The organism is Streptomyces sp. NPDC048639 (assembly GCF_043199075.1).
GTDB lineage: Bacteria > Actinomycetota > Actinomycetes > Streptomycetales > Streptomycetaceae > Streptomyces.
In genome coordinates this window covers 394,418-419,736 of record NZ_JBICVP010000004.1, presented here as the reverse complement: position 1 = coordinate 419,736, position 25,319 = coordinate 394,418, and the positions used below count along the sequence as shown (strand labels likewise).

At 71.2% G+C, this 25,319-nt stretch carries 24 protein-coding genes and 1 pseudogene; 4 read left to right on the top strand and 21 right to left on the bottom strand.

The features are described from left to right. Positions 1 to 21: 21 nt before the first annotated feature. The gene (locus ACGFNH_RS13625) at positions 22 to 768 is read left to right on the top strand and encodes a hypothetical protein (RefSeq protein ID WP_393653254.1); all 747 of its coding nucleotides are present in this window, start codon (positions 22 to 24) and stop codon (positions 766 to 768) included. Positions 769 to 901: 133 nt separating this feature from the next. After that, a complete protein-coding gene (locus tag ACGFNH_RS13620) occupies positions 902 to 2,557 on the top strand; it encodes an alpha/beta fold hydrolase (RefSeq protein WP_393653253.1) in 1,656 nt (551 codons plus the stop codon). Here the strand turns inward: ACGFNH_RS13620 and ACGFNH_RS13615 are convergent. The 5 genes and pseudogenes from ACGFNH_RS13615 to ACGFNH_RS13595 all read right to left on the bottom strand — a co-directional run bounded on the left by ACGFNH_RS13615 (position 2,531) and on the right by ACGFNH_RS13595 (position 6,550). Continuing rightward, a complete protein-coding gene (locus ACGFNH_RS13615) occupies positions 2,531 to 3,397 on the bottom strand; it encodes an amino acid ABC transporter permease (RefSeq protein WP_393653252.1) in 867 nt (288 codons plus the stop codon). The genes ACGFNH_RS13620 and ACGFNH_RS13615 overlap by 27 nt on opposite strands. Continuing rightward, the gene (locus ACGFNH_RS13610) at positions 3,394 to 4,038 is read right to left on the bottom strand and encodes an amino acid ABC transporter permease (RefSeq protein WP_393653251.1); all 645 of its coding nucleotides are present in this window, start codon (positions 4,036 to 4,038) and stop codon (positions 3,394 to 3,396) included. The genes ACGFNH_RS13615 and ACGFNH_RS13610 overlap by 4 nt, the downstream gene beginning before the upstream one ends. A 77-nt stretch (positions 4,039 to 4,115) precedes the next feature. After that, the gene (locus tag ACGFNH_RS13605) at positions 4,116 to 5,045 is read right to left on the bottom strand and encodes a glutamate ABC transporter substrate-binding protein (RefSeq protein ID WP_393653250.1); all 930 of its coding nucleotides are present in this window, start codon (positions 5,043 to 5,045) and stop codon (positions 4,116 to 4,118) included. A gap of 14 nt (positions 5,046 to 5,059) precedes the next feature. Next, positions 5,060 to 5,787 (bottom strand): annotated as a pseudogene (locus ACGFNH_RS13600) (amino acid ABC transporter ATP-binding protein). Between the two features lie 328 nt (positions 5,788 to 6,115). Continuing rightward, positions 6,116 to 6,550, bottom strand: a complete 435-nt coding sequence (locus ACGFNH_RS13595; RefSeq protein ID WP_393653249.1) for a DUF6278 family protein — start codon at positions 6,548 to 6,550, stop codon at positions 6,116 to 6,118. 162 nt (positions 6,551 to 6,712) lie between these two features. On the opposite strand from ACGFNH_RS13595, the gene ACGFNH_RS13590 reads away from it, so the two are divergent. Then, entirely contained in the window at positions 6,713 to 8,515 is a 1,803-nt protein-coding gene (locus tag ACGFNH_RS13590) for an SGNH/GDSL hydrolase family protein (RefSeq protein WP_393653248.1), read from the top strand. Positions 8,516 to 8,573: 58 nt separating this feature from the next. On the opposite strand, the gene ACGFNH_RS13585 is transcribed toward ACGFNH_RS13590, so the two are convergent. The 12 genes from ACGFNH_RS13585 to ACGFNH_RS13530 form a co-directional block, all read right to left on the bottom strand. After that, entirely contained in the window at positions 8,574 to 9,371 is a 798-nt protein-coding gene (locus ACGFNH_RS13585) for an exodeoxyribonuclease III (protein ID WP_393653247.1), read from the bottom strand. 42 nt (positions 9,372 to 9,413) lie between these two features. Next, the gene (locus ACGFNH_RS13580) at positions 9,414 to 10,058 is read right to left on the bottom strand and encodes an MBL fold metallo-hydrolase (protein WP_393653246.1); all 645 of its coding nucleotides are present in this window, start codon (positions 10,056 to 10,058) and stop codon (positions 9,414 to 9,416) included. A 94-nt stretch (positions 10,059 to 10,152) separates the two neighbouring features. Continuing rightward, the gene (gene pcaC / locus ACGFNH_RS13575) at positions 10,153 to 11,421 is read right to left on the bottom strand and encodes a 4-carboxymuconolactone decarboxylase (protein ID WP_393653570.1); all 1,269 of its coding nucleotides are present in this window, start codon (positions 11,419 to 11,421) and stop codon (positions 10,153 to 10,155) included. A 66-nt stretch (positions 11,422 to 11,487) separates the two neighbouring features. Continuing rightward, on the bottom strand, positions 11,488 to 12,090 hold the full coding sequence (locus tag ACGFNH_RS13570) for a hypothetical protein (RefSeq protein WP_393653245.1): 603 nt from the start codon (positions 12,088 to 12,090) through the stop codon (positions 11,488 to 11,490). Further along, positions 12,087 to 13,235, bottom strand: a complete 1,149-nt coding sequence (locus ACGFNH_RS13565; RefSeq protein ID WP_393653244.1) for an ROK family glucokinase — start codon at positions 13,233 to 13,235, stop codon at positions 12,087 to 12,089. The genes ACGFNH_RS13570 and ACGFNH_RS13565 overlap by 4 nt, the downstream gene beginning before the upstream one ends. 91 nt (positions 13,236 to 13,326) lie before the next feature. Then, positions 13,327 to 14,139, bottom strand: a complete 813-nt coding sequence (locus tag ACGFNH_RS13560; RefSeq protein WP_393653243.1) for an ATP-binding cassette domain-containing protein — start codon at positions 14,137 to 14,139, stop codon at positions 13,327 to 13,329. After that, on the bottom strand, positions 14,136 to 15,185 hold the full coding sequence (locus ACGFNH_RS13555) for an ABC transporter permease (RefSeq protein ID WP_393653242.1): 1,050 nt from the start codon (positions 15,183 to 15,185) through the stop codon (positions 14,136 to 14,138). The genes ACGFNH_RS13560 and ACGFNH_RS13555 overlap by 4 nt, the downstream gene beginning before the upstream one ends. Then, positions 15,182 to 16,162 (bottom strand): sugar ABC transporter substrate-binding protein, encoded by a 981-nt coding sequence (locus tag ACGFNH_RS13550; protein WP_393653241.1) that lies wholly within the window; start codon positions 16,160 to 16,162, stop codon positions 15,182 to 15,184. The genes ACGFNH_RS13555 and ACGFNH_RS13550 overlap by 4 nt, the downstream gene beginning before the upstream one ends. Before the next feature lie 163 nt (positions 16,163 to 16,325). After that, positions 16,326 to 17,327, bottom strand: a complete 1,002-nt coding sequence (locus tag ACGFNH_RS13545) for a sugar ABC transporter substrate-binding protein (RefSeq protein ID WP_393653240.1) — start codon at positions 17,325 to 17,327, stop codon at positions 16,326 to 16,328. 291 nt (positions 17,328 to 17,618) lie between these two features. Continuing rightward, entirely contained in the window at positions 17,619 to 18,338 is a 720-nt protein-coding gene (locus ACGFNH_RS13540) for a GntR family transcriptional regulator (RefSeq protein ID WP_393653568.1), read from the bottom strand. Between the two features lie 145 nt (positions 18,339 to 18,483). After that, positions 18,484 to 19,185, bottom strand: a complete 702-nt coding sequence (locus tag ACGFNH_RS13535; RefSeq protein WP_393653239.1) for an SDR family oxidoreductase — start codon at positions 19,183 to 19,185, stop codon at positions 18,484 to 18,486. A gap of 41 nt (positions 19,186 to 19,226) precedes the next feature. Continuing rightward, positions 19,227 to 19,709 carry a MarR family winged helix-turn-helix transcriptional regulator gene (locus tag ACGFNH_RS13530; RefSeq protein ID WP_393653238.1) on the bottom strand — a complete coding sequence of 161 codons (483 nt, stop codon included), beginning with the start codon at positions 19,707 to 19,709 and terminating at the stop codon, positions 19,227 to 19,229. 50 nt (positions 19,710 to 19,759) lie between these two features. Between ACGFNH_RS13530 and ACGFNH_RS13525 the strand changes: the two genes are divergently transcribed. Beyond that, on the top strand, positions 19,760 to 20,194 hold the full coding sequence (locus tag ACGFNH_RS13525; protein ID WP_393653237.1) for a nuclear transport factor 2 family protein: 435 nt from the start codon (positions 19,760 to 19,762) through the stop codon (positions 20,192 to 20,194). A 50-nt stretch (positions 20,195 to 20,244) separates the two neighbouring features. On the opposite strand, the gene ACGFNH_RS13520 is transcribed toward ACGFNH_RS13525, so the two are convergent. From ACGFNH_RS13520 to ACGFNH_RS13505, 4 genes are all read right to left on the bottom strand, one after another. Beyond that, the gene (locus tag ACGFNH_RS13520) at positions 20,245 to 21,480 is read right to left on the bottom strand and encodes a cytochrome P450 (protein ID WP_393653236.1); all 1,236 of its coding nucleotides are present in this window, start codon (positions 21,478 to 21,480) and stop codon (positions 20,245 to 20,247) included. A 237-nt stretch (positions 21,481 to 21,717) separates the two neighbouring features. Next, the gene (locus ACGFNH_RS13515) at positions 21,718 to 22,359 is read right to left on the bottom strand and encodes a bifunctional 4-hydroxy-2-oxoglutarate aldolase/2-dehydro-3-deoxy-phosphogluconate aldolase (protein WP_393653235.1); all 642 of its coding nucleotides are present in this window, start codon (positions 22,357 to 22,359) and stop codon (positions 21,718 to 21,720) included. A gap of 263 nt (positions 22,360 to 22,622) precedes the next feature. Continuing rightward, the gene (locus ACGFNH_RS13510) at positions 22,623 to 23,552 is read right to left on the bottom strand and encodes a sugar kinase (RefSeq protein ID WP_393653567.1); all 930 of its coding nucleotides are present in this window, start codon (positions 23,550 to 23,552) and stop codon (positions 22,623 to 22,625) included. 246 nt (positions 23,553 to 23,798) lie between these two features. After that, positions 23,799 to 25,280, bottom strand: coding sequence for an ROK family protein (locus tag ACGFNH_RS13505; protein WP_393653234.1), 1,482 nt, complete (start codon positions 25,278 to 25,280; stop codon positions 23,799 to 23,801). Between the last annotated feature and the right edge of the window lie 39 nt (positions 25,281 to 25,319).

Sequence of the window (25,319 nt, the reverse complement as noted above, 5' to 3'; positions counted from 1 at the left end):
ACAGCGCTACCATCCCGGCCCATGAACGATGACGTGCGCAACATTCTCCTCGGCGTGATAGCCGCCGGCATCAGCGCCGCCGTCGGCTGGTGCGTGCGTACGTATCTGTGGCGCCGCACGCTCCGGCGCAAGCAGCGCTTCTTCGGGCTGCCCACGAACTCCGAGTGCCTGCTGGTGGTCAACCGGGCGGCCGGCAGCGGTGACTGGACGGTCGCCCGGCGCGATGTCTTCGCGTTGCTGGAACTGTCCGCGATCATCAAGGACTGCGGGGCGAACGCCCAGATCGTGGCGCACGACGCGGCGGAGCAGGGCTTCGGGGAACGGACGGAGTTCTGCATCGGCGGTCCCGTGTCGAACCAGCGGATGGCGGCGCACCTGCCGTCGCTGGTGCCGGGCGTCGTGGTGAACACGGACAGTGAACCGGGGCCGGACCGGGGTGCGTTCACGATCGGCGGCGAGCGCTACCGCATGGACAAGGGCACGGTCGAGCATGTGCTCCTGGCCCGGCTGACCGCCGGGCAGAACGGCCGCCCGGTCTTCCTCGCCTCCGGTCAGCACTCCAACGCCAATCACGCCGCCGTGCGGTATCTGGCCCGCAACCACACCCGGCTGGCCCGCAAGCACGGTTCGCACTCCTTCGCGCTACTGCTGAAGGTGGTGAATTCGGACGCGTACGGGCCTGACGTGGTGGAACTCGTCGCGGATGTCACGCGGGCCGCGATGAGCCCGGCTCCGGAGCCCAGCACCGCGCCGCCTGCGGATAGTTGAGAGGCGAAGATTGTTACTCAGGCGTAACTCTCCTCAGCGTTACCAGCGGTAGTGGCCAGAGGTTACCTTCGGGTTACTTTTCAGCGCGCGTGCTGACACCCCCCACGTCAGTACCGACGTCAGGAGCCGACCCATGGGACACCCACACCCGCGCAAGGCTTTGCGTACCTCCGCAGTCGGTGCCGTCTCGGCCGCCGTCCTCGCCGGCACGACCTTCGGCCTCGCCCCTGCGGCCGGAGCAGCCCCGGCGCAGACCCCTGCCCAGGCACCCGCCCTCACGAACTCCGCCTCGGCCGCCGATGTCGCGGGCGTACGGTTCGTCGACATCCGCGGCGAGGACGGAACCGTACTCAAGGCCAATGTCGTGACGCCGAGCGACGCGGACGACCCCGGCGCGGCGAACCGTCGCTACCCCGTCGTCGTCCTGCCCACGAGCTGGGCCGTGCCCCAGGTGGAATACCTGGCGCAGGCGAAGAAGCTCGCCGACTCCGGCTACATCGTGCTGAGCTACAACGTCCGCGGATTCTGGCAATCCGGCGGCAACATCGAGGTCGCGGGCCCCAAGGACGTCGCCGACGCCCGCAAGGTCATCGACTGGGCACTGGACAACACCCCGGCCGACCCCGAGCGGGTCGGCATGGCCGGTATGTCCTACGGCGCCGGGATCTCCCTGCTCACCGCCGCCTTCGACAAGCGCGTACGGGCCGTGGTCTCCATGAGCGGCTGGGCCGACCTCGTCGGCTCCATCTACAGCGGCCGCACCCAGCACCTCCAGGCCTCCGCGTTCCTCGCCGGAACCGGCTACATCACGGGCCGCCCGAGCCCCGAATTCCAGCACATGCTCGGCCAGTTCCTCGACAAGGACATCGACGACGAGCAGGAGCTGATCGAGTGGGGGCGCAAGCGCTCCCCCGCCACCTACGTCGACCGCATCAACGCCAACGGCGCCGCGATCATGCTCGGCAACGCCTGGGGCGACTCCATCTTCCCGCCCAACCAGTACGCGGACTTCTACGAGAAACTGACCGGTCCCAAGCGCCTGGAGCTCCGCCCCGGCGACCACGCCACCCCGGAGATCGCCGGACTGCTCGGCCTCCCGAACGACACATGGAGCAACGCCCGCCGCTGGCTCGACCACTACCTCAAGGACACGGACAACGGCGTCGAGAAGGAGAAGCCCGTCCAGCTCAAGTCCCGTTCCGCCGGCGACTACGAGGGCTACGAGAGCTGGGCGTCCGTACCGGCGCAGACCCGCCGCATCCCCCTCGACGGCTCGAAGCGGATCCACGCGAACGTCGACTCCGGCGCCGACGGCGGCATCGTCATCCTCTCCAGCGCGCTCGACCAGCTCTTCAAGCTGCCGCCGGTGGCCTCCGTCCCGCTGCTGCCGCGCGCTTTCGCCGCCGTCTGGCAGACCGAGCGCTACGACACCCGGCAGCGCGTCCGCGGCACGGTCAAGCTGCACACCACCGTCACCAGCACCGAGAAGAGCGGCACCGCGATCGCCTACCTCTACGACGTGGGGCCGCTGGGCGTCGGCAAACTGATCAGCCACGCCCCGTACACCTTCCACGGGAAGACGCCGGGCGAGCCGTTCGGCGTGGACATGGAGCTGTATTCGACGGCGTACGACGTCCCCGCCGGGCACAAGCTCGCCGTCGTCGTCGACACCGTCGATCCCCTCTACGCCGAGCACAACCCGAGCCGGGCGAAGCTCACCTTCTCCTCCCCCGCCGACGACCCCTCCTACGTGGAGGTTCCCCTAGCCGCGTCCGCCGGGGCCCGATAGCACATCGGTCGGCCCGGGCTGCGCCACCTCCGCGGCCCGGGTCTTCACGCTCCGCCGCTCGCGACGGGCGACCCAGTTGGCGAACCACGACAGCAGCATGCACATCCCGATATAGATCGGGGAGATCACCAGGACGACCGGGATGAAGGGCAGGTCGTAGTTGAGGTTGGTGGCGATGAGCTTTCCGGCCTGCAGGAACTCCTCGTAGGTGATGAGGAATCCGAGCGAGGTGTCCTTCAGGGCCACCACGAGCTGGCTGATGATGGCGGGCAGCATGGCGCGTACGCCCTGCGGGACCAGGACGTACGCCATGACCTGCGTCTTGCGCAGGCCCAGCGAGTAGGCGGCCTCGCGCTGCCCGCGCTCGACGGAGTTGACGCCCGCACGGAACACCTCGGCGAGGACCGAGCCGTTGTAGAGCGTCAGCCCCGTCACCAGGGCGGGCAGCGGCTGCACCTTCAGCGCCACGAACACGAAGAAGATCATCACCAGCACGGGCATGGCCCGGAAGAACTCGACGAACAGCGTGGCGAGCCAGCGCAGCGGCCGGTGCTCGGACAGCCGGCCGCAGGCGAGCACCGCGCCGAGGACGAGGGAGAGCACGGCGGCGAGGCCGAACGCCTTGAGGGTGTTGCCCAGCCCGTCGAGCAGCAGCTCCTGGATGCCCCGGTACTCGAAGGGCCGCCACTTCTCGGCCTCGAACTGGCCGGTGTCGGCGAGGAGATACACGATCCAGCCGATGAGGCCGAGGAGCACCACGGTCGCCGCGATGCCGTACCAGCGGTGCCGGGCACGGGCCTTGCGGCCCGGGACGTCGTAGAGCGCGGTGGTGGTGGTCATCGCGGAACCCCCCAGCGCTTCTCCAGCACGTTGAACAGCAGGCTGATGGCGAGGGTCACGATCAGATAGCCGACCGCGATCCACACGAAGGACCACACGATGCTGTAGCCCAGCTCGCCCAGCGGTTTGTAGACCCCGAGCAGTTCGGTGACGCTGAACGAACCCGCGATGGCGCTGTTCTTGGCCAGTGCGATGAGCGTGGAGCCGATGGGCGGGATGACCGTACGGAACGCCTGCGGCAGCACCACCATGCCGAGCGACTGGCCGAAGGACATGCCCAGGCTGCGCGCCGCCTCGCCCTGACCGACCGGGACGGTGTTGATGCCCGAGCGCACCACCTCGCAGATGAAGGCGGAGGTGTAGCAGCCCAGGGCGAGGATCGCGAAGGTCTCGAAGGGCAGTACGAGCCCGAAGCGGGGAAGCCCCAGCAGCACGGCGAAGAACAGCAGGGTCAGCGGGGTGTTGCGCAGTACGGTCACCCACACCGTGCCGAAGGCGCGCAGCGAGCCGACGGGCGCGACCCGGAATCCGGCCATGACGACGCCGAGCCCGAGCGCGAGGAGCGAGGCGAGGAGCGTGAGTTGCACGGTGCCCCACAGCCCTTCGCCGTAGAGCGAGAGATTGTCGAGGAGGACGTCCATCGGGCTCCTTGAACTCCTAGGTCTCCTGGATCGCCTGCATCACCTGCATCGCCCGGGGCGGACGCGGTTCCGCGGCGTCAGCCCGCCGGGTAGCGGTCGATCGGGGGCGGCTCGGGGGCCGGATGCCCGGAGAGGCCGAGGGTGGCGTCGTAGGCCTTCTTCCAGTCGCCGTTCCTCTCGCTCGCCTCCAGCCCGTCGTCGAGGGCGAGGCGCAGCGTGTTGTCGCTCCGCGGGACGCCGATGCCGTAGGGCTCGTCCGAGAAGGTGGGGCCGACGACCTTCAGTTCATCGGGCACCTTGGCCGCATAGCCGAGGAGGATCGTGTCGTCCGTCGTGACCGCGTCGACCTGGAGGGTGAGGAGGTTGTCGACGCAGATCGAGTACGTGTCGTACGCGACGGGCTCGGCCTCGGGGTAGTCCTTCTCGATCCGCTGCAGCGGCGTCGAACCGGCGGCCGAGCAGACGGTCCTGCCCGCGAGGTCGCCGGGGCCGTTGATGTCGTTGTTGTCGGCGCGCACGAGCAGGGACTGGCCGGCCATGTAGTAGGGGCCGGCGAATCCGACCTGCTTCTTGCGCAGATCGTTGATGGTGTAGGTGCCGACGTAGTAGTCGACCTGACCGTTCTGCAGGGCGGTTTCGCGGTTGGCGGAGGCGATCGTCGTGAAGTCGACCGTGCCAGGTTCGAAGCCGAGATAGGCGGACATCATCTTCGCGATCTCGATGTCGAAGCCGGTGTAGGCGCCGGTCGCCGGGTCCTTCTCACCGAGGAACGGCTGGTCCTCCTTGACGCCGACGACGAGGTGGCCGCGAGCCTTCGCCTTGCGCCAGGTCGGCGACTGCGGCAGCTCGTAGCCCTCGTTGACGCGGTACTGCGGGAGCTGGTCGGGCTGCGGTCCCTTGACGGGCGGGCTGCCCTCCTTTCCGCAGGCGGCGGCCAGCAGGGCGAGGACGGCGAAGGTGAGGACGGCGACGAGGCGGCGCAGGAGCGCGGTGGTGGCGCGGTGCATGTCCGTCACCCCGCTCAGTGCTTGAGGATCTTGGACAGGAAGTCCTTGGCGCGGTCCGTCTCCGGCGCGGTGAAGAACTCCTCGGGGGTGCGGTCCTCGACGATCGCGCCGTCCGCCATGAAGACCACGCGGTTCGCGGAGGCGCGGGCGAAGCCCATCTCGTGGGTGACGACGACCATCGTCATCCCCTCCTGCGCCAGTTGGCGCATGACCTCCAGCACCTCGTTGATCATCTCCGGGTCCAGGGCCGAGGTCGGCTCGTCGAAGAGCATCACCTTCGGGTCCATGGCCAGGGCGCGGGCGATCGCGACCCGCTGCTGCTGTCCGCCCGAGAGCTGGGCCGGGTACTTGGGGGCCTGGGAGGAGAGCCCGACACGGTGGAGGAGCTCCATCGCCCGCTGCTCGGCCTCGTCCTTGCGGCGCCTGCGGACCCTGACCGGGGCGAGCGCCACGTTCTCCAGCACCGTCTTGTGCGCGAAGAGATTGAAGCTCTGGAAGACCATGCCGACATCGGCACGGAGCTTGGCGAGGTCCCGCCCCTCTTCGGGGAGCGGCTCCCCGTCGACCGCGATGGTGCCGGAGTCGATGGTCTCCAGGCGGTTGATGGCGCGGCAGAGGTGGACTTGCCGGAGCCCGACGGGCCGATGACCACCAGCACCTCGCCGCGGCCCACGGTGAGATCGATGTCCTTCAGGACGTGCAGGGTCCCGAAGTGCTTGTTCACGCCGCGCAGCTCGATCAGCGGATCGGCTGATACGGCGGTGTCGGCTCCCCCGTTGTCGGCTCCCCCGTTGTCGGCTCCCCCGTTGTCGGCTCCCCCGTTGTCGGCTCCCCCGTTGTCGGCTCCTCCGGCGTCGGCTCCCTCGGCGGCCATGGCGCCCCCGCCCCCTCTCGGCTGTTCGCGCGGTCAGCGCAAACTATCCGGCCGAAAGCGGCAGTTCCCCATGACACGCACCAAAGGCCATTAACCGTATGGTGGGCTCGACTCCGGGGAACGATCGGGGCCGTCGCCGACACGGGGGTGGCCGGGCACGTACGGTCCCGGGCACCGGCCCGTACGGCGGGGACGGTCAGCCCTCCGACGCCTCCGCGTAGATCTGGGACAGCTCGGGAGCCCCGGTGGCGGCCCAGTCCAGGCCCGCGACCACGACGTCGATCTCACGGCCCGAAGCGAGCCTGATCACCGGCTTGCCGTTCGGCCAGACCTGCCAGGCGGCCCCGGCCACCGTCCGTACGATCACGGTCCCCAGGTAGAGACCCGCGTCGTTGCCGAGCCACGCCAGTTCCTCGGGGTCGTCGCGCCAGCGCGGCAGGAGCTGGTCGAGCGCCTCCAACGACCGTACGGAGTCGTCGAGTTCGAGCCCGGCTCCGACCGCCCTGCTGCGGAGCAGCTCGCATTCGGAGAGCAGCTCGGCCACTCCTTCGGAATCCGCCTCGGACGGCAGCACCGCCACGGACGGGCGCCCGTGGCGCCTGCGCCAGTTGTCCAAGAAGGGGATGTTCATACCACTCAGGTTCGCATCCGGCCCCCCGCATGCACCACAGGGCGCGCTCGATGGCAGGAATTCAACCGCGGTTCAGACCGGGATCATTGACGGCGCCCTGCCGCCTCCCTACTTTCATCCCGCACCTGTCGGATCACTGCGGATGCGGGAGGGGACGGCCACATGCTCGTCGCACGGCGATGGATCACCGGAATCGTCGCAGTCGGGGCGGCCGTCGCCGTCGCCGCGGGCGGGGCACCGTCCCCCGCCGTCGCCCAGGAAAGCCGTACGGAGCCGCTCCCTCTGGAGCGGCTCTTCGACAACACGGCGGTCAGTGACGACGCCCGCCCCACCGAGGCCGACTTCGACGGCACCGGTCAGTCACTGTCCGCACAGGACCTCCGCGCGGCGGGCTGGACACCCGGCCGTATCCTCGCGCTCGACGGCGCCCGGCTGACCTGGCCCCGCTCCGCGGCCGGGCGGCCCGACAACGTCCGGGCCAACAGCCAGGCGGTACGGCTGCGCGGCCGGGGCGACGCGGTGTCGTTCCTCGTCGCGTCGACGGGGGCGGGCGCCGATGTGGCCGGCGCCGGCACGGTGCGTTACCGCGACGGCGGACGCACCGCGTACACCCTCGCCGTCCCGGACTGGCGCACCGGGCCGCTCGCGACCAAGGCCGTCGCGCTGCCGCACATCAACACCCCGGGCGGGCAGCGCACCGAGAAGGTCCGGCTGTACGCGGTGACCGTGCCGGTCGAGCGCGGACGGGAGATCGCGTCGGTGGTCCTGCCCCCGGACCCCGGGCCCACCGCCGATCTGCACATCTTCGCGGCAGCCGTGCGCAGCCCGGCGCCGGGATGGACCGGTACGTGGTCGGCGAGCGCCTCCGGCTACGCCGCGGTCGGGCCGTGGGCCGACCGGACCGTACGGCTCGTCGTCCACACCAGCGCGGGCGGCCGGGGCATCCGCATCCGGCTCGCCAACACCTTCGCGTCCGCGCCGGTGCGCATCGGGCACGCGTCGGTCGCCGTCCAGGGGGCTGGCGCGGCGGCGGCCGGGTCCCCGCGGCGACTGACGTTCGGCGGACGGCAGGAGGCGGTGATCCCCGCCGGGGCCGAGGCGTTCAGCGACCCGGCGGACTTCCGCGTACCGGCCGATGCGAACCTCCTGGTCAGCCTGCATCTGCCGGACCCGGTCACGGCCGCGCCGCTGCACAGCAGGACCAACCAGATCAGCTATGTGAGCACGCAGGGCAGCGGCGACCGGACGGCCGACAGCGGCGGAGAGGCGTACACGGAAACGATCAGCACCTGGCCCTTCCTCACCGGCGTGGACACCGGCGGCGGCCCCGGCTCGGTGGTGACCCTCGGCGACTCGATCACGGACGGGGACAAGTCGACGGTGGGCGGCAACCGGCGGTGGCCGGACGTCCTCGCCCGCCGCTTCCAGGCCCAGAGCGCGGTCCCCCGCTACGGCGTGCTCAACCAGGGCATCTCGGCGAACCGGATCGTCACCGACCGCTACCCGGGGGACGGGGTGAGCGCGGACACGGGCGGCGTGAGCGCCCAGCACCGGCTGGACCGCGATGTGCTGGCCCAGACCCGGGCCCGTACGGTCGTGGTCTTCGAGGGCATCAACGATGTGCGCTGGGGGACCACGCCGGAGCAGGTGATCGCGGGCCTGCGCGCCATCGCCGAACGCTCCAAGGCGCACGGGCTGCGGGTCGTCGCGGCGACGATCGCCCCCTGCGAGGGCTATCCGGACTGCACGCCGGAGGTCGACGCACGGCGCACCGCCGTCAACGCGTTCCTCCGGCAGAACGCCGGGACCTTCGACGCGGTGCTCGATTTCGACGCGGTGATCCGCGACCCGTCACGCCCGCAGCGGATGCTTCCGGCCTACGACAGCGGCGACCATCTGCACCCCGGGGACAAGGGACTCCAGGCCCTGGCCGACTCCATCGACCTGCGGCTGCTGGCCCCGTGACGACTCCCGGTCGCGGGCAGCGGACTCCCCGCCGCCCGCGCCGGGAGCCCTGCCCCGGCTAGGCCTGGCGGACGGCCGCACCGTCCAGATCGACCACGACCGGTGCGTGGTCCGAGGCCCCCTTGCCCTTGCGCTCCTCACGGTCCACGTAGCTGTCCTTGACCGCGCCCGCGAACGCCTTGTTCCCGTAGACCAAGTCGATCCGCATCCCGCGGTTCTTGGGGAAGCAGAGCTGGCGGTAGTCCCAGTACGTGTACGGGTGGTCGTACTTGAGCGGGCGCGGGACGACATCGGTGAGGCCGAGGCCGCGCAGCGATTCGAGGGCGGTCCGCTCGGCCGGGGTCACATGCGTGAGCCCTTCGAAGGCGGAGCGGTCGTGGACGTCCTCGTCCGTGGGCGCGATGTTGAAGTCGCCGAGAACCGCGAACGGCCGTTCCGCCGCGGCGTCCCCGGTCACCGCGGCGCCCAGCGCCTCCAGCCACTGCAGCTTGTACGCGAAGTGCGCATGGTCCACCTCGCGGCCGTTCGGCACGTAGACCGACCAGACGCGGACGCCGTCACAGGTCGCGGAGATGGCCCTGGGCTCCTGGGCACCGTCGTAGTCCGGACCGCCGGGCAGGCCGTGGGTCACCTCGCCCAGGCCGACGCGGGAGACGATCGCGACGCCGTTCCACCTGCCGTCCGCGTTGACCGCCGACTCGTAGCCCAGCGCGCGGAGCTGCTCGCGCGGGAACTGCTCGTCGGTGCACTTGGTCTCCTGGATGCACAGCACGTCCGTGCCGCTGCTCTCCAGCCAGGCCAGCAGCCGGGGCAGCCGGGCGGTGATCGAATTGACGTTCCAGGTGGCGATGCGCATGAGGACGAATGTACAGCGGGCCACCGACAGTCCGGTCCGCGCTCAGAGCGCGAGGGATTCCCCCGGGGCCAGCCGGTCGTGGTGGGCACCGGCGACACCGGGACCGTCCGGGCCGAGCATTCGGTCGTACACCGGCCGCGCGATGTCGGTGAGCAGCCCGTCGTGGACGTCCACCGCGCGCCGCGGGGCGACCTCGCGGACGTAGTCGATGACCTCGGCGACCTTGTTCCAGGGCGCGTGCACGGGCAGCATCAGGGTTTCGACGGGACGCTCGGGGACGGTGAGCGCGTCGCCGGGGTGGAACACCGAACCGTCCACCAGGTAACCGACGTTGGTGACCCGGGGGATGTCCGGGTGGATGACGGCGTGCAGTTCGCCGTGCACCTCGATGTCGAAGCCCGCGGCGCTGAAGGTGTCGCCGTGGCCCACCGTGTGGACCCGCCCGGGAAAGGCGGACGCGATCTGCTCGGCGACGCTGCGCAGGGTCCAGATCTCGGCGGACGGGTCGGCCTCCAGGGCCGCGCGCAGCCGCTCCTCGTCGAAGTGGTCGAGGTGCTCGTGAGTGATCAGCACCGCCTCCGCCCCGACCGCGGCGTCCTTCTCGCTGAAGGCGCCCGGGTCGACGACCAGCACCCGGCCGTCCTTCTCCAGCCGGATGCAGGCGTGGCCCTTCTTCGTGAGCTGCACGGGGTGTCCTCCCGGGGTCCGGTGACGTGCGGGCTGTGCGGTCCTGCCCGTGACGTCCTGCCTGTGACGTCCCGCGCCGGCCTGCCGGGAGAATCTACTCCTGGGGCGTCGTCTCCTGCCGTATGACCTCCCGCGCCACCCGGTATGCCGAATGGGCCGCCGGGACGCCGCAGTAGACGGCCGTGTGCATCAGCACCTCGCCTATCTCGGCGGGGGTCAGGCCGTTGCGCAGCGCGGCGCGGGTGTGGAACGCCAGTTCCTCGAAGTGGCCGCCGGCCACGAGCGCGGTGAGCGTGATGACGCTGCGGGTGCGGCGGTCGATGCCCGGCCGGGTCCACACCTCGCCCCACGCGTAGCGGGTGATCAGTTCCTGGAAGTCGCTCGTGAAGTCGTCCGTGTCGACCGCGACCTGGTCCACGTGGGCGTCGCCGAGCACCGCCCGGCGCACCTTCATACCCTGCTCGTACGGGTCGGGGCGCGGTGCCTCCACCTCGGGCGGGGCCTCGGCGGACCCGGGCTCCGCGTCCGGCGGGACGACGGCCTGGCTGCCGGTCTGCGGCGAGGCGCTGGACGGCACCGGCCGCAGCAGGGTGGTCTGCCCCCCGCCGCTGTGCTTGTCCTGCCCGGAGCTGTCGAAGTGGCGTACGAGCAGATCGGTGACGGCCGATGGCTGTTCGACCGGGACCAGGTGCGAGGTGCCGGGGACGAGCGCGAGCCGGGCATCCTTTATTCCGGCGACCAGCACACGGGCGTCGGCGGGCGTGGTGACCGGGTCCTCGGATCCGGCGACGACAAGCGTGGGCACGCCGATCCGGTCCAGCGAGGTGCGGATGTCGAAGGCGGCGAGGGCCTCGCAGGCGGCGATGTAGCAGCCGGGGTCGGTGGTGCGCACCATCTGCACCGACCAGTCGGCGATGGCCTGCTGGACGGAGGCGAAGTCGGGCGTGAACCAGCGCTCCGGGACGGAACGGGCAATGGGCTCCAGCCCGTTGGTGCGCACGATCACACCGCGCTGCCGGTACTCGTCCGCGGTGCCGAAGCGCGCGGAGGCGGCGACGAGCGCGAGGGCGGCCAGCCGGTGCGGCCGGCGCAGCGCCAGATCGACGCCGACCGCGCCGCCCAGCCCGCACCCCGCGTAGCCGAAGCGGTCGATGCCCAGCTCGTCGAGGGTCGCCAGCAGGCGGTCGCCCAGGTCGGCGACCGAGGCTACGGGGTGGGCGGGGGCACCGCCGTGACCGGGCAGGTCGTAGCGCAGAACCCGCCAGCGCCGGGCGAGTTCGGGAATCTGCCGGTCCCACATGTGCCAGGTGGTGCCAAGGGCGGGGCCGATGACGAGCACAGGGGCGTCCTGCGGGCCGTCCATCCGGTGCTGAAGGGTCTTGCTCTCGCTCACGTTCGCCACGCTATCCGCCGCCTCGGGGCGGCTGGGTCATGGGGTCACGGTGGAGACGACGTAGACCTTGGGGTGGGCCTTGTTCGCGAAATCGACCGTGATGTCCTGCACGGGTTGGGGCTTGGGGTGTTTGTGGACGGTACCCGCCCACTTCGATTTCTCGCCCGCGCCGAGCTGCCAGCCCACCGTCGCCGCCTCCTTGGTGCTGATGGTGACCTTGCCCTGCTCCAGGGAGGAACGGCTGGTTCCGATGCGTCCGAGGAACTGGTCCAGCCCGTCCTGCGATGTGACGAACTGCACGTACAGCTTGCTGATCTTCCAGGAGTTCGACTCGTAGGACGCGACGTCGGCGGAGTACGCCGGGATGGGCACGTCGTAGATGCGGCGGGACACCCGGGACGGCCAGCCCTCGGTCAGGCCCGTCGCGGCGGCCTTGCCCTCCTTGTCCTTGCCGCTGTCCCGGCTCTGGTTCGCGGAGATCGCCAGATAGCCCGCCGGAATGCCGATGAGCAGCACGACGATGATCAGGGTCAGGACCCGCCGGCGGGTGCTGGGAGGGGTCCGCTGAGGGCCCTCTCCCCCGTCGCCGGGGGCGGACGGGGTCTGGCGGGGGACGGCCGGGCGGTCGGCCATGGTCATCGACGGCTCCCTCGGAGGCCCTGTGCGTACTGCGCGTATCGCTCGTAGCGCTCGTACCGCTCGACGCGGCGCCGGGTGGCGCGGCGGAAGCGGCGGGCGACGAGCCGGGCGAGGTCGGCGGCGCCGACGAGCCCCGCGTCGTTGCCGAGCTGCGCCTTGATGATACGGGCCTCCGGACGGTAGCCGCGCCCGGTGAGATGGCGGCGGAAGCTGTCCCGGGCCGGGCCGATGAGCAGGTCGTCGGCCGAGCTGACACCGCCGCCGATGACGAAGCAGGAGGGGTCGAGGGCGGCGGCGAGGTTGGCGATGCCGACGCCGAGCCACTGCCCGATGTCCTGGAGGAGCTCGACGCACATCGCATCGCCCTCGCGCGCCAGCTCGGTGATCAGGGGCCCGGTGATCTCGGAGATCTGGCCGCCGACGCGGTCGATGATGTTGTACGCGACCGGGGAATCGGCGGCGGCCAGCTCACGGGCCTCGCGGACCAGGGCGTTGCCCGAGCTGTACTGCTCCCAGCAGCCGCGGTTGCCGCAGGGGCAGCGGTGGCCGCCGGGGACGACCTGCATATGCCCGAACTCGCCCGCGACCCCGTAGCGACCGCGCTTGACCTGGCCGTCCTCGAGGATGGCGCCGCCGATGCCCGTGCCGAGCGTGATCATGACGAGGTGGTCCTCGCCGCGACCGGCGCCGAACCGCCACTCCGCCCAGGCCGCCGTGTTGGCGTCGTTGTCCACCATGACGGGGACGGCGAGGCGGGCCGCGAGGGCGTCGCGCAGCGGCTCGTCGCGCCAGGAGAGGTGCGGCGCGAAGAGGACGCGGGAGCGGTCGGCGTCGACCCAGCCGGCGGCCCCGATGCCGACCGCGTGGACGTCGTGCCGGTCGGAGAGGTCGAGAACCAGCTCGGCGATGGTGTCCTCGACGACCTTGGGGCTCTTGGACTTGTCCGGCGTCTCGGTGCGCAGCTTCTCCAGGATGTTGCCGTCGGCATCGACGACACCGGCCATGACCTTGGTGCCGCCGATGTCGATGCCGACGGTGGGGACCCGAGGGGCGGTGAGGTGCGAGCGGCGCTCGCGGGTGCCGACGGTACGCAGGACGGTCGCCCTGGCCGAGCCGCGGGGTGCCGGCTCGCGGTACGTGCTCATCTCGTCCCTAGGTGGTCGCGGACATGCGGTACTGCTGGCGATTCTGCCAAACGGGACCGACGCCGGCCTCCGCACGTCCGGTCCGAGCACCTCATGCCTGGTCGGCGGCCGCCTTCAGATGCTCGGGTACGGGCGCCCGCTTCAGCTCGTGGCTCAGCTCCTCCAGCTCCGAGCCGCCCGCCATCTGCCGTGTCAGCTCGTCGAGGGTGATCCCGTCCTTGGTGTAGCTGCCGGACATGGTGCCGCGCTTGAGCAGGACGAAACGGTCACCGACGAGGTAGGCGTGATGCGGGTTGTGCGTGATCAGCACCACGCCGAGGCCGGCGTCCCGGGCGGCAGCCACGTACTTGAGGACCACGCCGGACTGCTTGACGCCCAGCGCCGCGGTCGGCTCGTCGAGGACGAGCACCTTGGCCCCGAAGTAGACGGCGCGGGCGATGGCCACGCACTGGCGCTCGCCGCCGGACAGGGTGCCGATCGGCTGGTCGACATCGCGCAGGTCGATGCCCATGCGCAGCAGCTCGGTACGGGTCGTCTCACGCATCTTCCGCACGTCGAGGCGGCGGAAGGGGCCCTTGCCCCGGGTGGGCTCGGAGCCGAGGAAGAAGTTCCGCCAGACCGGCATGAGCGGGACGACGGCGAGGTCCTGGTAGACGGTGGCGATGCCGCGGTCGAGCGCCTCGCGCGGGGAGCCGAGGGAGGTCTCCTCGCCGTCGACGGCGAAGACGCCCGCGTCGTGCCGGTGCAGTCCCGCGATGATCTTGATCAGGGTGGACTTGCCGGCGCCGTTGTCGCCCAGGACGCAGGTGATCTCGCCCGCGTGCACTTCGAGGGAGACGCCCTGGAGGGCCTTGATGTTGCCGTAGAACTTGCTCACGTCGGTGAGCCGGACCAGTGCGGTCATGCGCGTGCCTCCGCCCGCTTGCGGACCCATGCGTTGAGCAGGGTGGCCAGGAGCAGCATCGCTCCGAGGAAGAACTTGAACCAGTCGGGATTCCACTCGGCGTAGACGATGCCCTTGCTGGTCATGCCGAAGATGAAGGCGCCGACGGCCGATCCGATCGCGGACCCGTAGCCGCCGGTCATCAGACAGCCGCCGATGACGGCCGCGATGATGTAGAGGAACTCGTTGCCGATGCCCTCGCCGGACTGGACGACGTCGTAGCTGAACAGCAGATGCTGTCCGGAGATCCAGGCGCAGAAGGCAACGCCCATGTAGAGCCCGATCTTCGTCTTCGCCACCGGGACACCGACGGCGCGCGCGGCCTGGGGCCCGCCGCCGGAGGCGAAGATCCAGTTGCCGATACGGGTGCGCAGCAGGATCCACGTGGCGAGGGCGACGAGGGCGAACCACCACAGGATGGTGACCTGGAGGTCGACGTCGCCGATGCTCAGGCGGGAGGCGAAGAGTGCCTTCGCCGACTCGAAGCCCTCCATGTCGCCGATCGACTTGGTCGACACGGTGCTGCTGATCAGCTTGGTGAAGCCGAGGTTGAGGCCGGTCAGCATCAGGAAGGTGCCGAGCGTGATGATGAAGCTCGGCAGCTTCGTACGGACCAGCAGGAAGCCGTTGAAGAAGCCGATGCCGAGGGTCAGGACGAGCGAGACCGCGACGCCGACCCAGATATTGGCGGTCATCTGGTAGCTGAACATCGACGAGATCAGCGACGAGGACGTCACCATGACGCCGGTGGAGAGGTCGAACTCGCCGCCGATCATCAACAGGGCGACCGGGACGGCCATGATGCCGATGGTCGACGACGCGTAGAGGACCGTGCTGAGGCTCTGCGCCCGCAGGATGCTGTCGGCCACGACGGCGAAGAAGATGAAGACGGCGACGGCGCCGACGGTCGCGCCCAGCTCGGGCCGGCCCATGAGGCGGCGTATCAGGGAGGTTTCGAGCAGCCGGTCGTCCCGGGTGGTGGTCGGTGTCTTGGCAAGGACTGTCATCGCGTTCCCCGCTTCGTGTACTCCTGCAGCTCGGCGGCGTCCTTCTCGCTGATGATCTGCGGGCCGGTGAGCACCGGCCGGCCGCCGCCGAGGACATCGGCGTTGTAGTGGTGGAGCCAGAGGAGGTCGACCGCCTCGTAGCCCTGGAGGTACGGCTGCTGGTCGACGGCGAAGCCGAGGTCCCCGTCCTTCAGGGACTGGGCCACCTTGGCGTTGAGGTCGAAGGTGTCGATCTCGGCGTCGCTGCCCGCCTGTTCCCTCGCCTTGACGGCGGTGTCGGCGAAGGGCGCACCGAGGGTGACGACGGAGTCGATGCTCTTGTCCGTCTGGAGCTTGGCCTCGATGGAGGACTGGACCTCGGGCATGTTGGTGCCCTCGACGTAGAGGTTCTTCATGTCCCCGTCGAAGGCCTTGCGCGCTCCGTCGCAGCGCTGCTCGTGGCCGACGTTGCCCTGCTCGTGCAGGACGCAGAGAGCCTTCTTCTTCTTGCGCTTGTTGAGTTCCTCGCCGACGGCCTCGCCGGCGATGGTCTCGTCCTGGCCTATGTGCGAGAGCGCGCCGAACTGCTTGGACTGCGCGGAGCCGGAATTGACGGTGACAACGGGTATGCCCTTTTTGACCGCCTTGGCGATGACGTCCTTCATCGCGTCGGGCTTGGCGAGCGAGACGATGAGGCCGTCGACGCCGCGGTCGATGGCGCTCTGGACGAGCTGCGCCTGCTGCTGGCCCTCTTTGTGGTGCGAGTAGAGGAACTTGATGTTGTCCTTCGCGGCAGCCTGCTCGGCGCCGTTCTGCACGATGTCCCAGAAGGTGTCGCCGTCGCCGGAGTGGGTGACCATGGCGAAGGTCCAGCGGGGCGTGCTCACGGCGGCCCGGCCGGTGGTGGCCTCGGCCGCGCGCTCCTCCGCGCGCTTGCCGCCCGTACTGCTGCATCCCGCCAGGGTCGCGCCGAGTGTCGCCGCCATCACGGCGCCCATCGCTCGCGTGCCTGTCCGAACCCGTGCCACGAAGACGTGCCTCTCTCCCTGCGCGGGGCGCGCGCCGCGCGCCGTACCGCCTGATGTCTGTCCTGGTGCGGCCGTGTCCGGGAGGATCCGGGCACGGCCGACCAAGTATCGGTGACGGGCGTTTCCCGCCTCGTCATCGGGTGCCGCGGGCGGTGTACTTCTCCAGCCGCGGCACGTCCTTCTCGGTGACGACCGCGGGCCCGGTGAGCACCGGCTTCCCACCGCCGAGGACGTTGGCGTTGGTCTTGTTGAGCCACAGCTCGTCGATCGCGAGGTAGCCCTGGAGGTACGGCTGCTGGTCGACCGCGAAGCCGATCTCCTTGGCCTTCAGCGACTTCACGACCTGGGCGTTGAGGTCGAAGGTGTCGATCTCGGCCTTGCTGCCCGACTGCTCCTTCGCCTTGACGGAGGCCGCGGCGAAGGGCGCGCCGAGCGTGACGATCGCGTCGATGCCGTTGTCGGACTGGAGCTTGGCCTCGACGGACGACTGGGTGGCGGGCATGTTGGTGCCCTCGACGTTGAGCGTCTGCAGCGAGCCCCTGAAGGTCTTCTTCGCGCCCGCGCAGCGCTCCTCCAGGGAGACGTTGCCCTGCTCGTGGATGACGCAGAGGGCCTTCTTCTTCCCGCGCTTGTTCAGCTCCTCGCCGACGGCCTCACCGGCCACGGCCTCGTCCTGGCCGATGTGCGACAGGGCGCCGAACTGCTGCGAGTACTGGCCGCCGGAGTTGATGGTGACCACGGGGATGCCGGCCTTGACGGCCCGGGCGATCTCGTCCTTCAGGGCGTCGGGCTTGGCGAGCGTGACGATCAGGCCGTCGACCTTCTTGTTGATCGCGGTACGGACGAGCTGGGCCTGCTCGTCGCCCTCCTTGTTCGCGGAGTAGAGGAACTCCACGTTGTCCTTGGCCGCCGCCTGCTTGGCGCCGCTCTGGACGATGTCCCAGAACGTGTCGCCCTCGCCGGAGTGCGTCACCATCGCGATCTTCATCCGCGGGGTGTCCACGCCCTTGCCGCTGCCGCCGCCCGCGGGCGCGTCCTCGGCGTCCTTGCCGCCCGAGTTGCTGCAACCGGCGACCGCGAGCGCGATGGCCGCGGTGAGCACCGCCGCCGTACGAATCCTGGGTCTGCCCGCCATGGTGGCTCCGCCTTCCCTCCTGAGCCGCATCGTTGCGGCTGGAGGAGTTCTAACGGCGGGCGACTGGCCGCGTCAATACTTTGTCCGAACATTCTTACGCGGACGGGGTGTGCGGCCCGGGGGCGGGCACCGGTGCAGCACCGTACGGGGAGGACCCCGGGCGCGCGCGGGAGCCCCGCTTCAGGGGTCCTACGGGAGGCCCGCTTCCGAGCCCGGCCCTTCAAGGCCGGACGCACACGCACCGCTTCAGGGCCTGGGTCTTCAGGGCCTGGGTCTTCAGGGTCTGGGTCTTCAGGGCCGGACGAGCAACTGGAACTCGAAGGCGTAACGGGACGCCCGGTAGATGTGCGACCCGAACTCGACCGCGCGGCCGGTGTCGTCGAACGTCGTCCGCTGCATCGTCAGCACCGGCGCCCCCTCCGGTTCCCCCAACTGCTCGCCCTCGTCGGCGGATGCGGCACGCGCCCCGACCGCCTGGCGGGCGCTGTGCAGCGTGATGCCCGCCTCGCGCATGAGGCGGTACAGGCCCGTGGACTCCAGCCGCGCGGTGTCCAGGTCGAGGAGTCCGGCGGGCAGGTGGTTGCACAGGTGCGCCATGGGCTCGCCGTGTGCGAGGCGCAGCCGTTCGACGAGGACCACTTCGGAGCCCTCGGGGACACCGAGCGCCGCCGCGACCTCGGCGGTGGCGGACTCCGTGGTGTTCACCAGGACGCGGGTCGCGGGGCGCTGACCGGCGGCTTCGAGGTCGTCGTAGAGGCTGCTCAGTTCGAGCGGGCGTTTGACCTGGCTGTGCACGACCTGGGTGCCGACCCCGCGCCTGCGGACCAGGAGCCCCTTGTCCACCAGCGACTGGATGGCCTGGCGGACGGTGGGCCGGGACAGGCCGAGCCGGCCCGCGAGCTCGATCTCGTTGCCGAGCAGGCTGCCGGGTGCGAGTCTGCCCTTCTCGATCGCCGCCTCGAGCTGCTGGGAGAGCTGGAAGTAGAGGGGGACCGGGCTGCTGCGGTCCACGCTGAGCTGGAGAGACCTGGTGGAGTCTGCCTCTTGCTGCTTCGCCACGCAGGCGAGACTAGCCGTAAGCACTGATGACGGGAAGTCGTGAAGTTCGATTGTCCGGACAAACCGTGCACCCGGGCAGCTCCCGTACCGCCCGCGGTCACCAGGGCAGCGGCCGCCCGTCCCGGAAGAACCCGCCCGTCGGCCCGTCGTCCGGAAGCGTCGCCGCCCGGACGACGCTCGCGGCCCCCTCCCCCACGGGCCGCCCTCCGGCCCCGCCCATGTCGGTGGCGACCCAGCCGGGGCAGACCGCGTTGACCAGCATCCCGTCGCGGCGGAACTCGGCCGCGAACATCACGGTCAGGGCGTTGAGCCCGGCCTTGGTGACGGCGTACGCGGGGGTGCCCGCGCCCATGCTCGCCAGTGAGGCGGCTTCGCTGGAGACGTTGACGATGCGCGGGTGGGCGCTCGCGCGCAGCAGCGGGGCGAAGGTCTGGATGATCCGCCAGGGTCCGTAGAGATTGGTCTCGGCGGCCTCCCGTACGACGTCGAGGTCCGCGCCGGAGGGCCGCTGCCAGGTGTCGTAGGCGATGGCCGCGTTGTTCACCAGGACGTCGAGGCGGCCGTGCCGCTCCGCGACCGTCGCGGCCGCGCGCTCGATCGAGGCGGCATCGGTGACATCGAGCCGCAGCGGCAGGATCTCGCCCGGTTCGGCCGCGGACACCAGGTCGGCCGCCGCGGCCTCGGCGGCGTCCTGCGACCGGGCCGTGAGCAGGACCGTGTGCCCGCGCCCCGCGAGCCGGCGTACCGTCTCCCGCCCGATGCCGCGATTGCCGCCGGTGACCAGCGAGACGGTGCCCATGGGCCCACGGTACGGCGCCTCCGCCCGGCGCCCCGCTCCGATCACTGCGGGGGTCTGACGTCCCGGCGGCGGACGGCGGCGGCGCCGCCGAGTCCGTCCAGGATCCCGGCCAGCAGCGTGCGGTGCTCGGCAAGCTTCCGCTTCCCGAACCGCGCGGCCAGGCGGTCATCGAGCTCTGCCCGTGCGGTGCGCGCCGCCTCGACCCCTTCGCGCCCGCGCGCGGTCAGCCGTACGCGGCGGATGCGGGCGTCGCGGTCGTCCGGGACGCGCTCGGCGTAGCCGAGGCGTTCGAGTTCGGCGACGGCCTTGGAGGCACCCTGCTGGGTCATGTCCAGCCGGTCGGCCAGTTCGCCGACCGTGGGCTGTCCATCGATGAGGTGCTGGAAGACGTAGCCGTGGGAGAACCGCAGATCGCCGAAGCCCCGGGCGCTCAGCTCGTCCTGGACGGCCCCTGCCGCGGCGAAGCCGACGAAGAGGGCCAGGGTGCCGGTGTCCAGCTCATGGGGTTCCACGTCCTGTCGCATGGCTCCATTCTGCATTTGACAACCAAGGTTGTGCAACTATGGTTGTAGATATGTCCGAGCTTCAGCAGACCGCATTGCAGCAGCACCCGCTCATCGACCTGGCCGTCCGCTACCACGCGGCCGTCTCACGGTTCGCCACCGGCGACGAACTCGCCGCCTTCTTCCACGAGGACGCCGTCCACCACGAGTTGCCCAACGCGCTCTACCCCGACGGCGCCGTACGCGATCTCGCCGGCCTGGGCACCGCGGCCGAAGCCGGCCGCAAGGGCCTGACGGAGCAGAGCTTCGAGGTGCTCAACGCGGTGGCTTCGGAGCATCAGGTGGCTCTGGAGGTGCTGTGGACCGGCACCATCGCCCGCCCCCTGGGCGACCTGCCCGCGGGCCACGTCCTGCGGGCCCACATCGCGACCTTCCTGACCTTCCGGGACGGCAAGATCTCCTCCCAGCGCAACTACGACTGCTATGAACGCCTCAGCCCCGCCTGAACGTTGACTGCGGGCGGCAGGCTGCAGCCGATCGGGGCGCCGCCCGCGCGTCACGCCCAGCGCACCGGAAGGCTCCGGAAGCCGCGCATCAGCAGGCCGGGGAGGCGGGGAAGCGCCGCGGGGTCCGAGGTCTCCAGGGCGAGCTCCGGGCAGCGTTCGAGCAGCGTACGGATCGCGGTCCGGCCCTCCAGCCGGGCCAGCGGGGCTCCCAGGCAGTAGTGGATGCCGTGGCCGAACGCCAGATGGGCGCGGCTTCCCCCCTCGATCGCCGGCCGGCGGATGTCGAAGCGGTCCGCGGCGGGGAATCGGGAGGGGTCGCGGTCGGCGGAGGCGAGGCCGACCAGGACCGGCTGTCCCGCCGGAATGACCGTGCCGCCCATGTCCACCGCCTCGCGGGTGAAACGGAACGTCGATGTCTCCACCGGCCCCTCATACCGCAGCATTTCCTCCACCGCGTCGTCCATGAGGGACAAGTCGCCGCGCAGGGCGGCCAGTTGACGCGGGTGCGTGAGGAGGGCGTGCACACCGTTGGCGATGAGGTTGACGGTGGTCTCATGGCCGGCGACGAGCAACAGGAAAGCCATGCCCAGGAGTTCGTCCGAGGAGAGCCGGTCCCCGTCCTCCGCGCGCGTACGGATCAGAGCGCTCATCAGGTCCTTGCCGGGCTCACTGCACCGCTTGTCCTCGATCAGCTCGACGAGATAGTCGTGCATCGCGGCGACCGCAGCGGCCTCGTTCTCCTTGCTGGTGGCGGCGACGATCTCGTTGGACCACCCGCGGAAGGTCTCGCGGTCCAGGGACGGTACGCCCAGCAGCTCGCAGATGACGGTCATCGGGAGCGGGAAGGCGAGGGCGTCGACCAGATCGGCGCGGCTGTCCTCCCCGGCCAGCATGGCGTCCAGCAGCTCGTCGGTGATCTGCTGGACACGCGGGCGCAGCGCCTCGACGCGGCGGGGCGTGAACTCCCGTGCCACCAGCTTCCGAAGCCGGGTGTGGTGCGGCGGATCGGCCTCCAGCATGTTCGCGTTGAGCGCGGTGACGGAGCCGTCCCACCATCCCGCGGTGCGCCAATCCTTGCTGAATCGCCCGTCGCTCAGGGCCTCGCGCGCCTCGTCGTGGCCCACGATCAGCCAGACCTCGCCCAACTCGGGCGTACGGATGCGGTGCACGGGGCCCTGGGCGCGCAGCTCCGCGTAGACGGGGTAGGGGTCGGCACTGAACGCCGCTCCCCCGTCGGCGGTGAGATCGACGATCGCGGTCTTCTCCGGTTCCGTGCGCTCGGCCATGAGCTGCCCCGCCCTTCGGTCGACTGACGCCACCCTAGGCAGGCGCACGCAGGTGCCGCGTCGGCCGGATGGAGGATCGGACTTCGGCCAACTCCGGCCGCCGACGGGAAATGCGCCCGCCACCTGGTCTTCGACGCCCAAAGCATCGCGGATCGAACGTCGCCGATCGGGGCCGGGCGGCACCAGGCGGGGCCAAGTGGCACCCGGGCGGCGCCGGGCCCGCCCGGCGCAGGCGCGTCAGACGGTGCTGGACGGAGGGGCCGCCTCCGCCACCCGCGCGAGAAGGTCCGCGACCCTCTTCGCCACGGCGTCACGGTCCCCCTCCGAGAGAGCCGAACCCAGGCCGACGGCGGCCGCACCCGCCGCGATCCAGTCCGGAGCGTCCTCGACCGTCACGCCGCCCGTCGGCAGCAGCGGTGCCTGCGGCAGCGCCGCCCGCACGTCCGAGATCCAGCGCGGGCTGTGGTCCGACGCCGGGAAGACCTTGATGGCGTCGGCGCCGAGCTCCATGGCCCGCACGATCTCGCTCGGGGTGGCGACACCGGGGAAGATCGGCACGCCGTAGCGATGGGCGGTACGGATCACCTCGGCGTCCAGCGACGGCGAGACGAGGAAGCGGGCCCCCGCGTCGATCGCCATGCGCGCGGACGGGGCGTCGAGCACCGTCCCGGCGCCGATGAGCGCCTCGTCACCGACCTCACGGCTCAGGGTCGTGACGACCTCCAGCGCGAAGGGCGTGGTCAGCGAGATCTCCAGGGCTCTGAGCCCCCCGGAGATCAGGGTGTCGGCCGCGGCGGCGGCCTCGTCGTAGCTCCCGGTACGGATGATGGCGAAGACCCGCTGTGCCAGCGCGGCACGGGTGATCTCCCAGCGGAACACGGCAGTTGGCCGCCTTTCTCGGTCGGGCGCGCGTCGAGTCGCACGTCATACGCGATACGTCGTACGTGGTCCAGCGTGCGTCGTACGTGGTGCTCTGTGCGTCGTACGTGGTCCAGCGTGCGTCGTACGTGGTGCTCTGTGCGTCGTACGTGGTGCTCTGTCGTACGTGGTGCTCTTGGGGGGAGTCTCGGGGCCGGTGGGCTCTGGGCCGGGCCGGCCGTCGGATCAGCGGGTCGGCGTGGGGGCGGACGGCGATGGGCGGGTCATCGGTGGACGGAATCCCCGCCCTCGGTGAAGGCGGCAAGCGCACGGTCCCGGGCGGCGGCGGTCGGCAGACCGTCGGTGTCCGCCGGGGCCTGGACGACGAGCGCGGCGACACAGGCCGCTTCGGCCAGCGCCTCCGGCTCGGACAGTCCGCGCAGCCGACCGGACAGGTAACCGGCGGCGAAGGCATCGCCCGCGCCGACCGGATCGGCGAGCGGCACCTCGAAGGGCCGCTGGGTCCACTGCGCCCCGCCCGTGACGGCGGTCGCGCTGTGGTCCGCACGCTTGATCACGATCGTACGGGGGCGGCCCGCGTCCAGCAGCTCGGCCGCGGCCTGATCGGCGGGCCGCGAGGTGAGCAGCTCCAGCTCCTCCTCCCCCGCGAGGACGAGATCGGCTTCGCGCAGCAGCGGGCCGACCGTCCGTACCCAATCGTCGGCGCCGCCGAGCTTGCGCCGCACATTGGGGTCGAACGAGACGGTCGCGCCGGCCGCCCTCGCCAGCTCGATCAGGCGGGCCGTCGCCTCGGCCGCGGTCGGGGACAGCATCGGCGTGATCCCCGAGACGTGGACCAGCCGGGCGCCGTCCAGCGCCTCCGGGCGCAGGTGCCCGGGCGCCAGCCGGGAGGCGGCGGATCCCGCTCGGTAGTACTGGACGTCGATGGCCCGCCGCGGGTGGCTGTCGCGCAGCAGCAGCCCGGTGGGAGCGTCCTCGTCCACCTCCGCGTACGACACGTCGATGCCGTCGGCACGCAGCTCGCGCAGCACGGCCTCGCCCGCCGGGTCGGCTCCGACCCGGCCGATCCAGCGCGTGGGGTGGCCGAGGCGCGCGAGGCCCGCGGCGACATTGGACTCGGCGCCCGCGACGGAGCGGCGGAAGTGCACGGCGCGGTCGAGCGGAATGCCTGGCTCCGCGAGGAGCAGCAGCATGGCCTCCCCGCAGGTGACCACCCAGGGCCCGTTGCCCACCGTTGCCTCCGCTGCTCGCCCGTACGCCTCGTACGCTCGCATCTGCCGGAACCGTACCGGTCGGCTGCGGCAACGCCCGCGCCGGGGCACGGCGTTCCCGGCCCCACTCGTCCGGCCGGTCCGGCTGTTCGGCCCGTCCGGCCCGTCCGGCCGGGAAGGGTCGGGCGGCCGTCGGGTTGCGATGGCCGGCCCGGGATGGACGCCTGGTCAGGCCGGACGACGCACCGCTGCCGGTACGTGATCGGACGCGTGCCCGGGGGTGGAGGCGTGTTCAGGGGCAGGCGCGTGGCCGGGGGTGGAGGGGTGTTCAGGGGCAGGCGCGTGGCCGGGGGTGGAGGCGTGTTCAGGGGCGGGCGCGTGGCCGGGGGCCGGGAAGCGCCCCATGGCGGGGCGGCGCTCGGGATCCGGTACGCGCTCGGGGGCCCGTCCAGCTCCTCCGCCGTCCAGAAAACGCCCCAGCGGAAGGGTGGCCGCGCCGACCGTCACCGCGTCCGGGCCGAGGCGCCCGAGCTCGATCGAGGTCTGGGCACAGGGGTGGCGCAGGGCGTAAGCCGCTGCGGCGGTCCGTACGGCGGGCAGGAGCCGGGGCCCGAGCATCAGGCCCGCCCAGCCGCCGAGCACGATCCGCTCGGGGTTGAAGAGATTGACGAGGTCGGCGATGCCCGCGCCGAGGTACTCCGCGGTCTCGTCGAGGGTCGCGCCCGCCGCCGGATCTCCGCGGTCCGCGGTCGCGATCAGCTCGGCGACGGAGGACTCCTCGTCCGGCCCGGTCGGGTCGCCGCCCGCTTCGCGCCAGCGGTCCAGCACGGCCGCCGCGCCGACGTAGGCCTCAAGGCAGCCGAGGGCGCCGCAGCGGCATCGGCGGCCGCCGACCCGGAGCGTGGTGTGGCCCCACTCCCCGGCGCTGCTCGACGCGCCCCGGTAGGGCGCGCCGTCGGTGATCACGCACGCGCCGACGCCCGAGCCGATCAGTGCGATCACGGCGTTGCGGGCACCGCGGCCGGCGCCGAACCACGTCTCGGCCCGGCCCAGCGTCTTGGCACCGTTGTCGATGTGCAGAGGCAGGCCGGTCGACCGGCGCAGCAGCGCTTCGAGCGGTACGCCGTCCCAGCCGGTCGCCTGACCGTGGACCACGGCCCCATCGGGTCCGGTGGCGTCGACGATGCCGGGTACGCCGATGCCGATACCGAGGACCGGCGCGTCGCTGAGGCCCGCATCGTTCAGCACCGCGTCGTTCAGGACTGCATCATTCAGCACCGCGTCGTTCAGGACCGCGTCGTTCAGGACCGCGTCGAGGCCGTCGAGGATGAGCCGGACGACGAGGTCCACGTCATGCCCGTGCCCCGCCAACGGGAGGTCGGCAGAGGCGATTTCGGCCAGCGCGAGGTCGAACAGCGCGACACGCACCCGGGTTTCGCCGACGTCGACGCCGACGAGACGCCCACTGCCGGGAGCGACGCGCAGGAGGGTACGGGGGCGGCCGCCGTCGGAGGCCGCCGAGCCTGCCTCCTCGACCAGCCCGTCCGCGACCAGTTCGCCGACGACATTGCTGACGGAGCCGGAGCTGAGACCCGTGGCGGGCCCCAATTCCTGTCTGCTCAAGGGGCCTTCGAAGTACAGATGCCGCAGCAGCAGGGCGCGGTTGGCGCGCCGCAGATCGCGCACGGTCCGCCGGCTCGGCTCGCCCATGGGTGTCTCCCTCCCGCAGGCAACCTAGCCTGCGGTAGG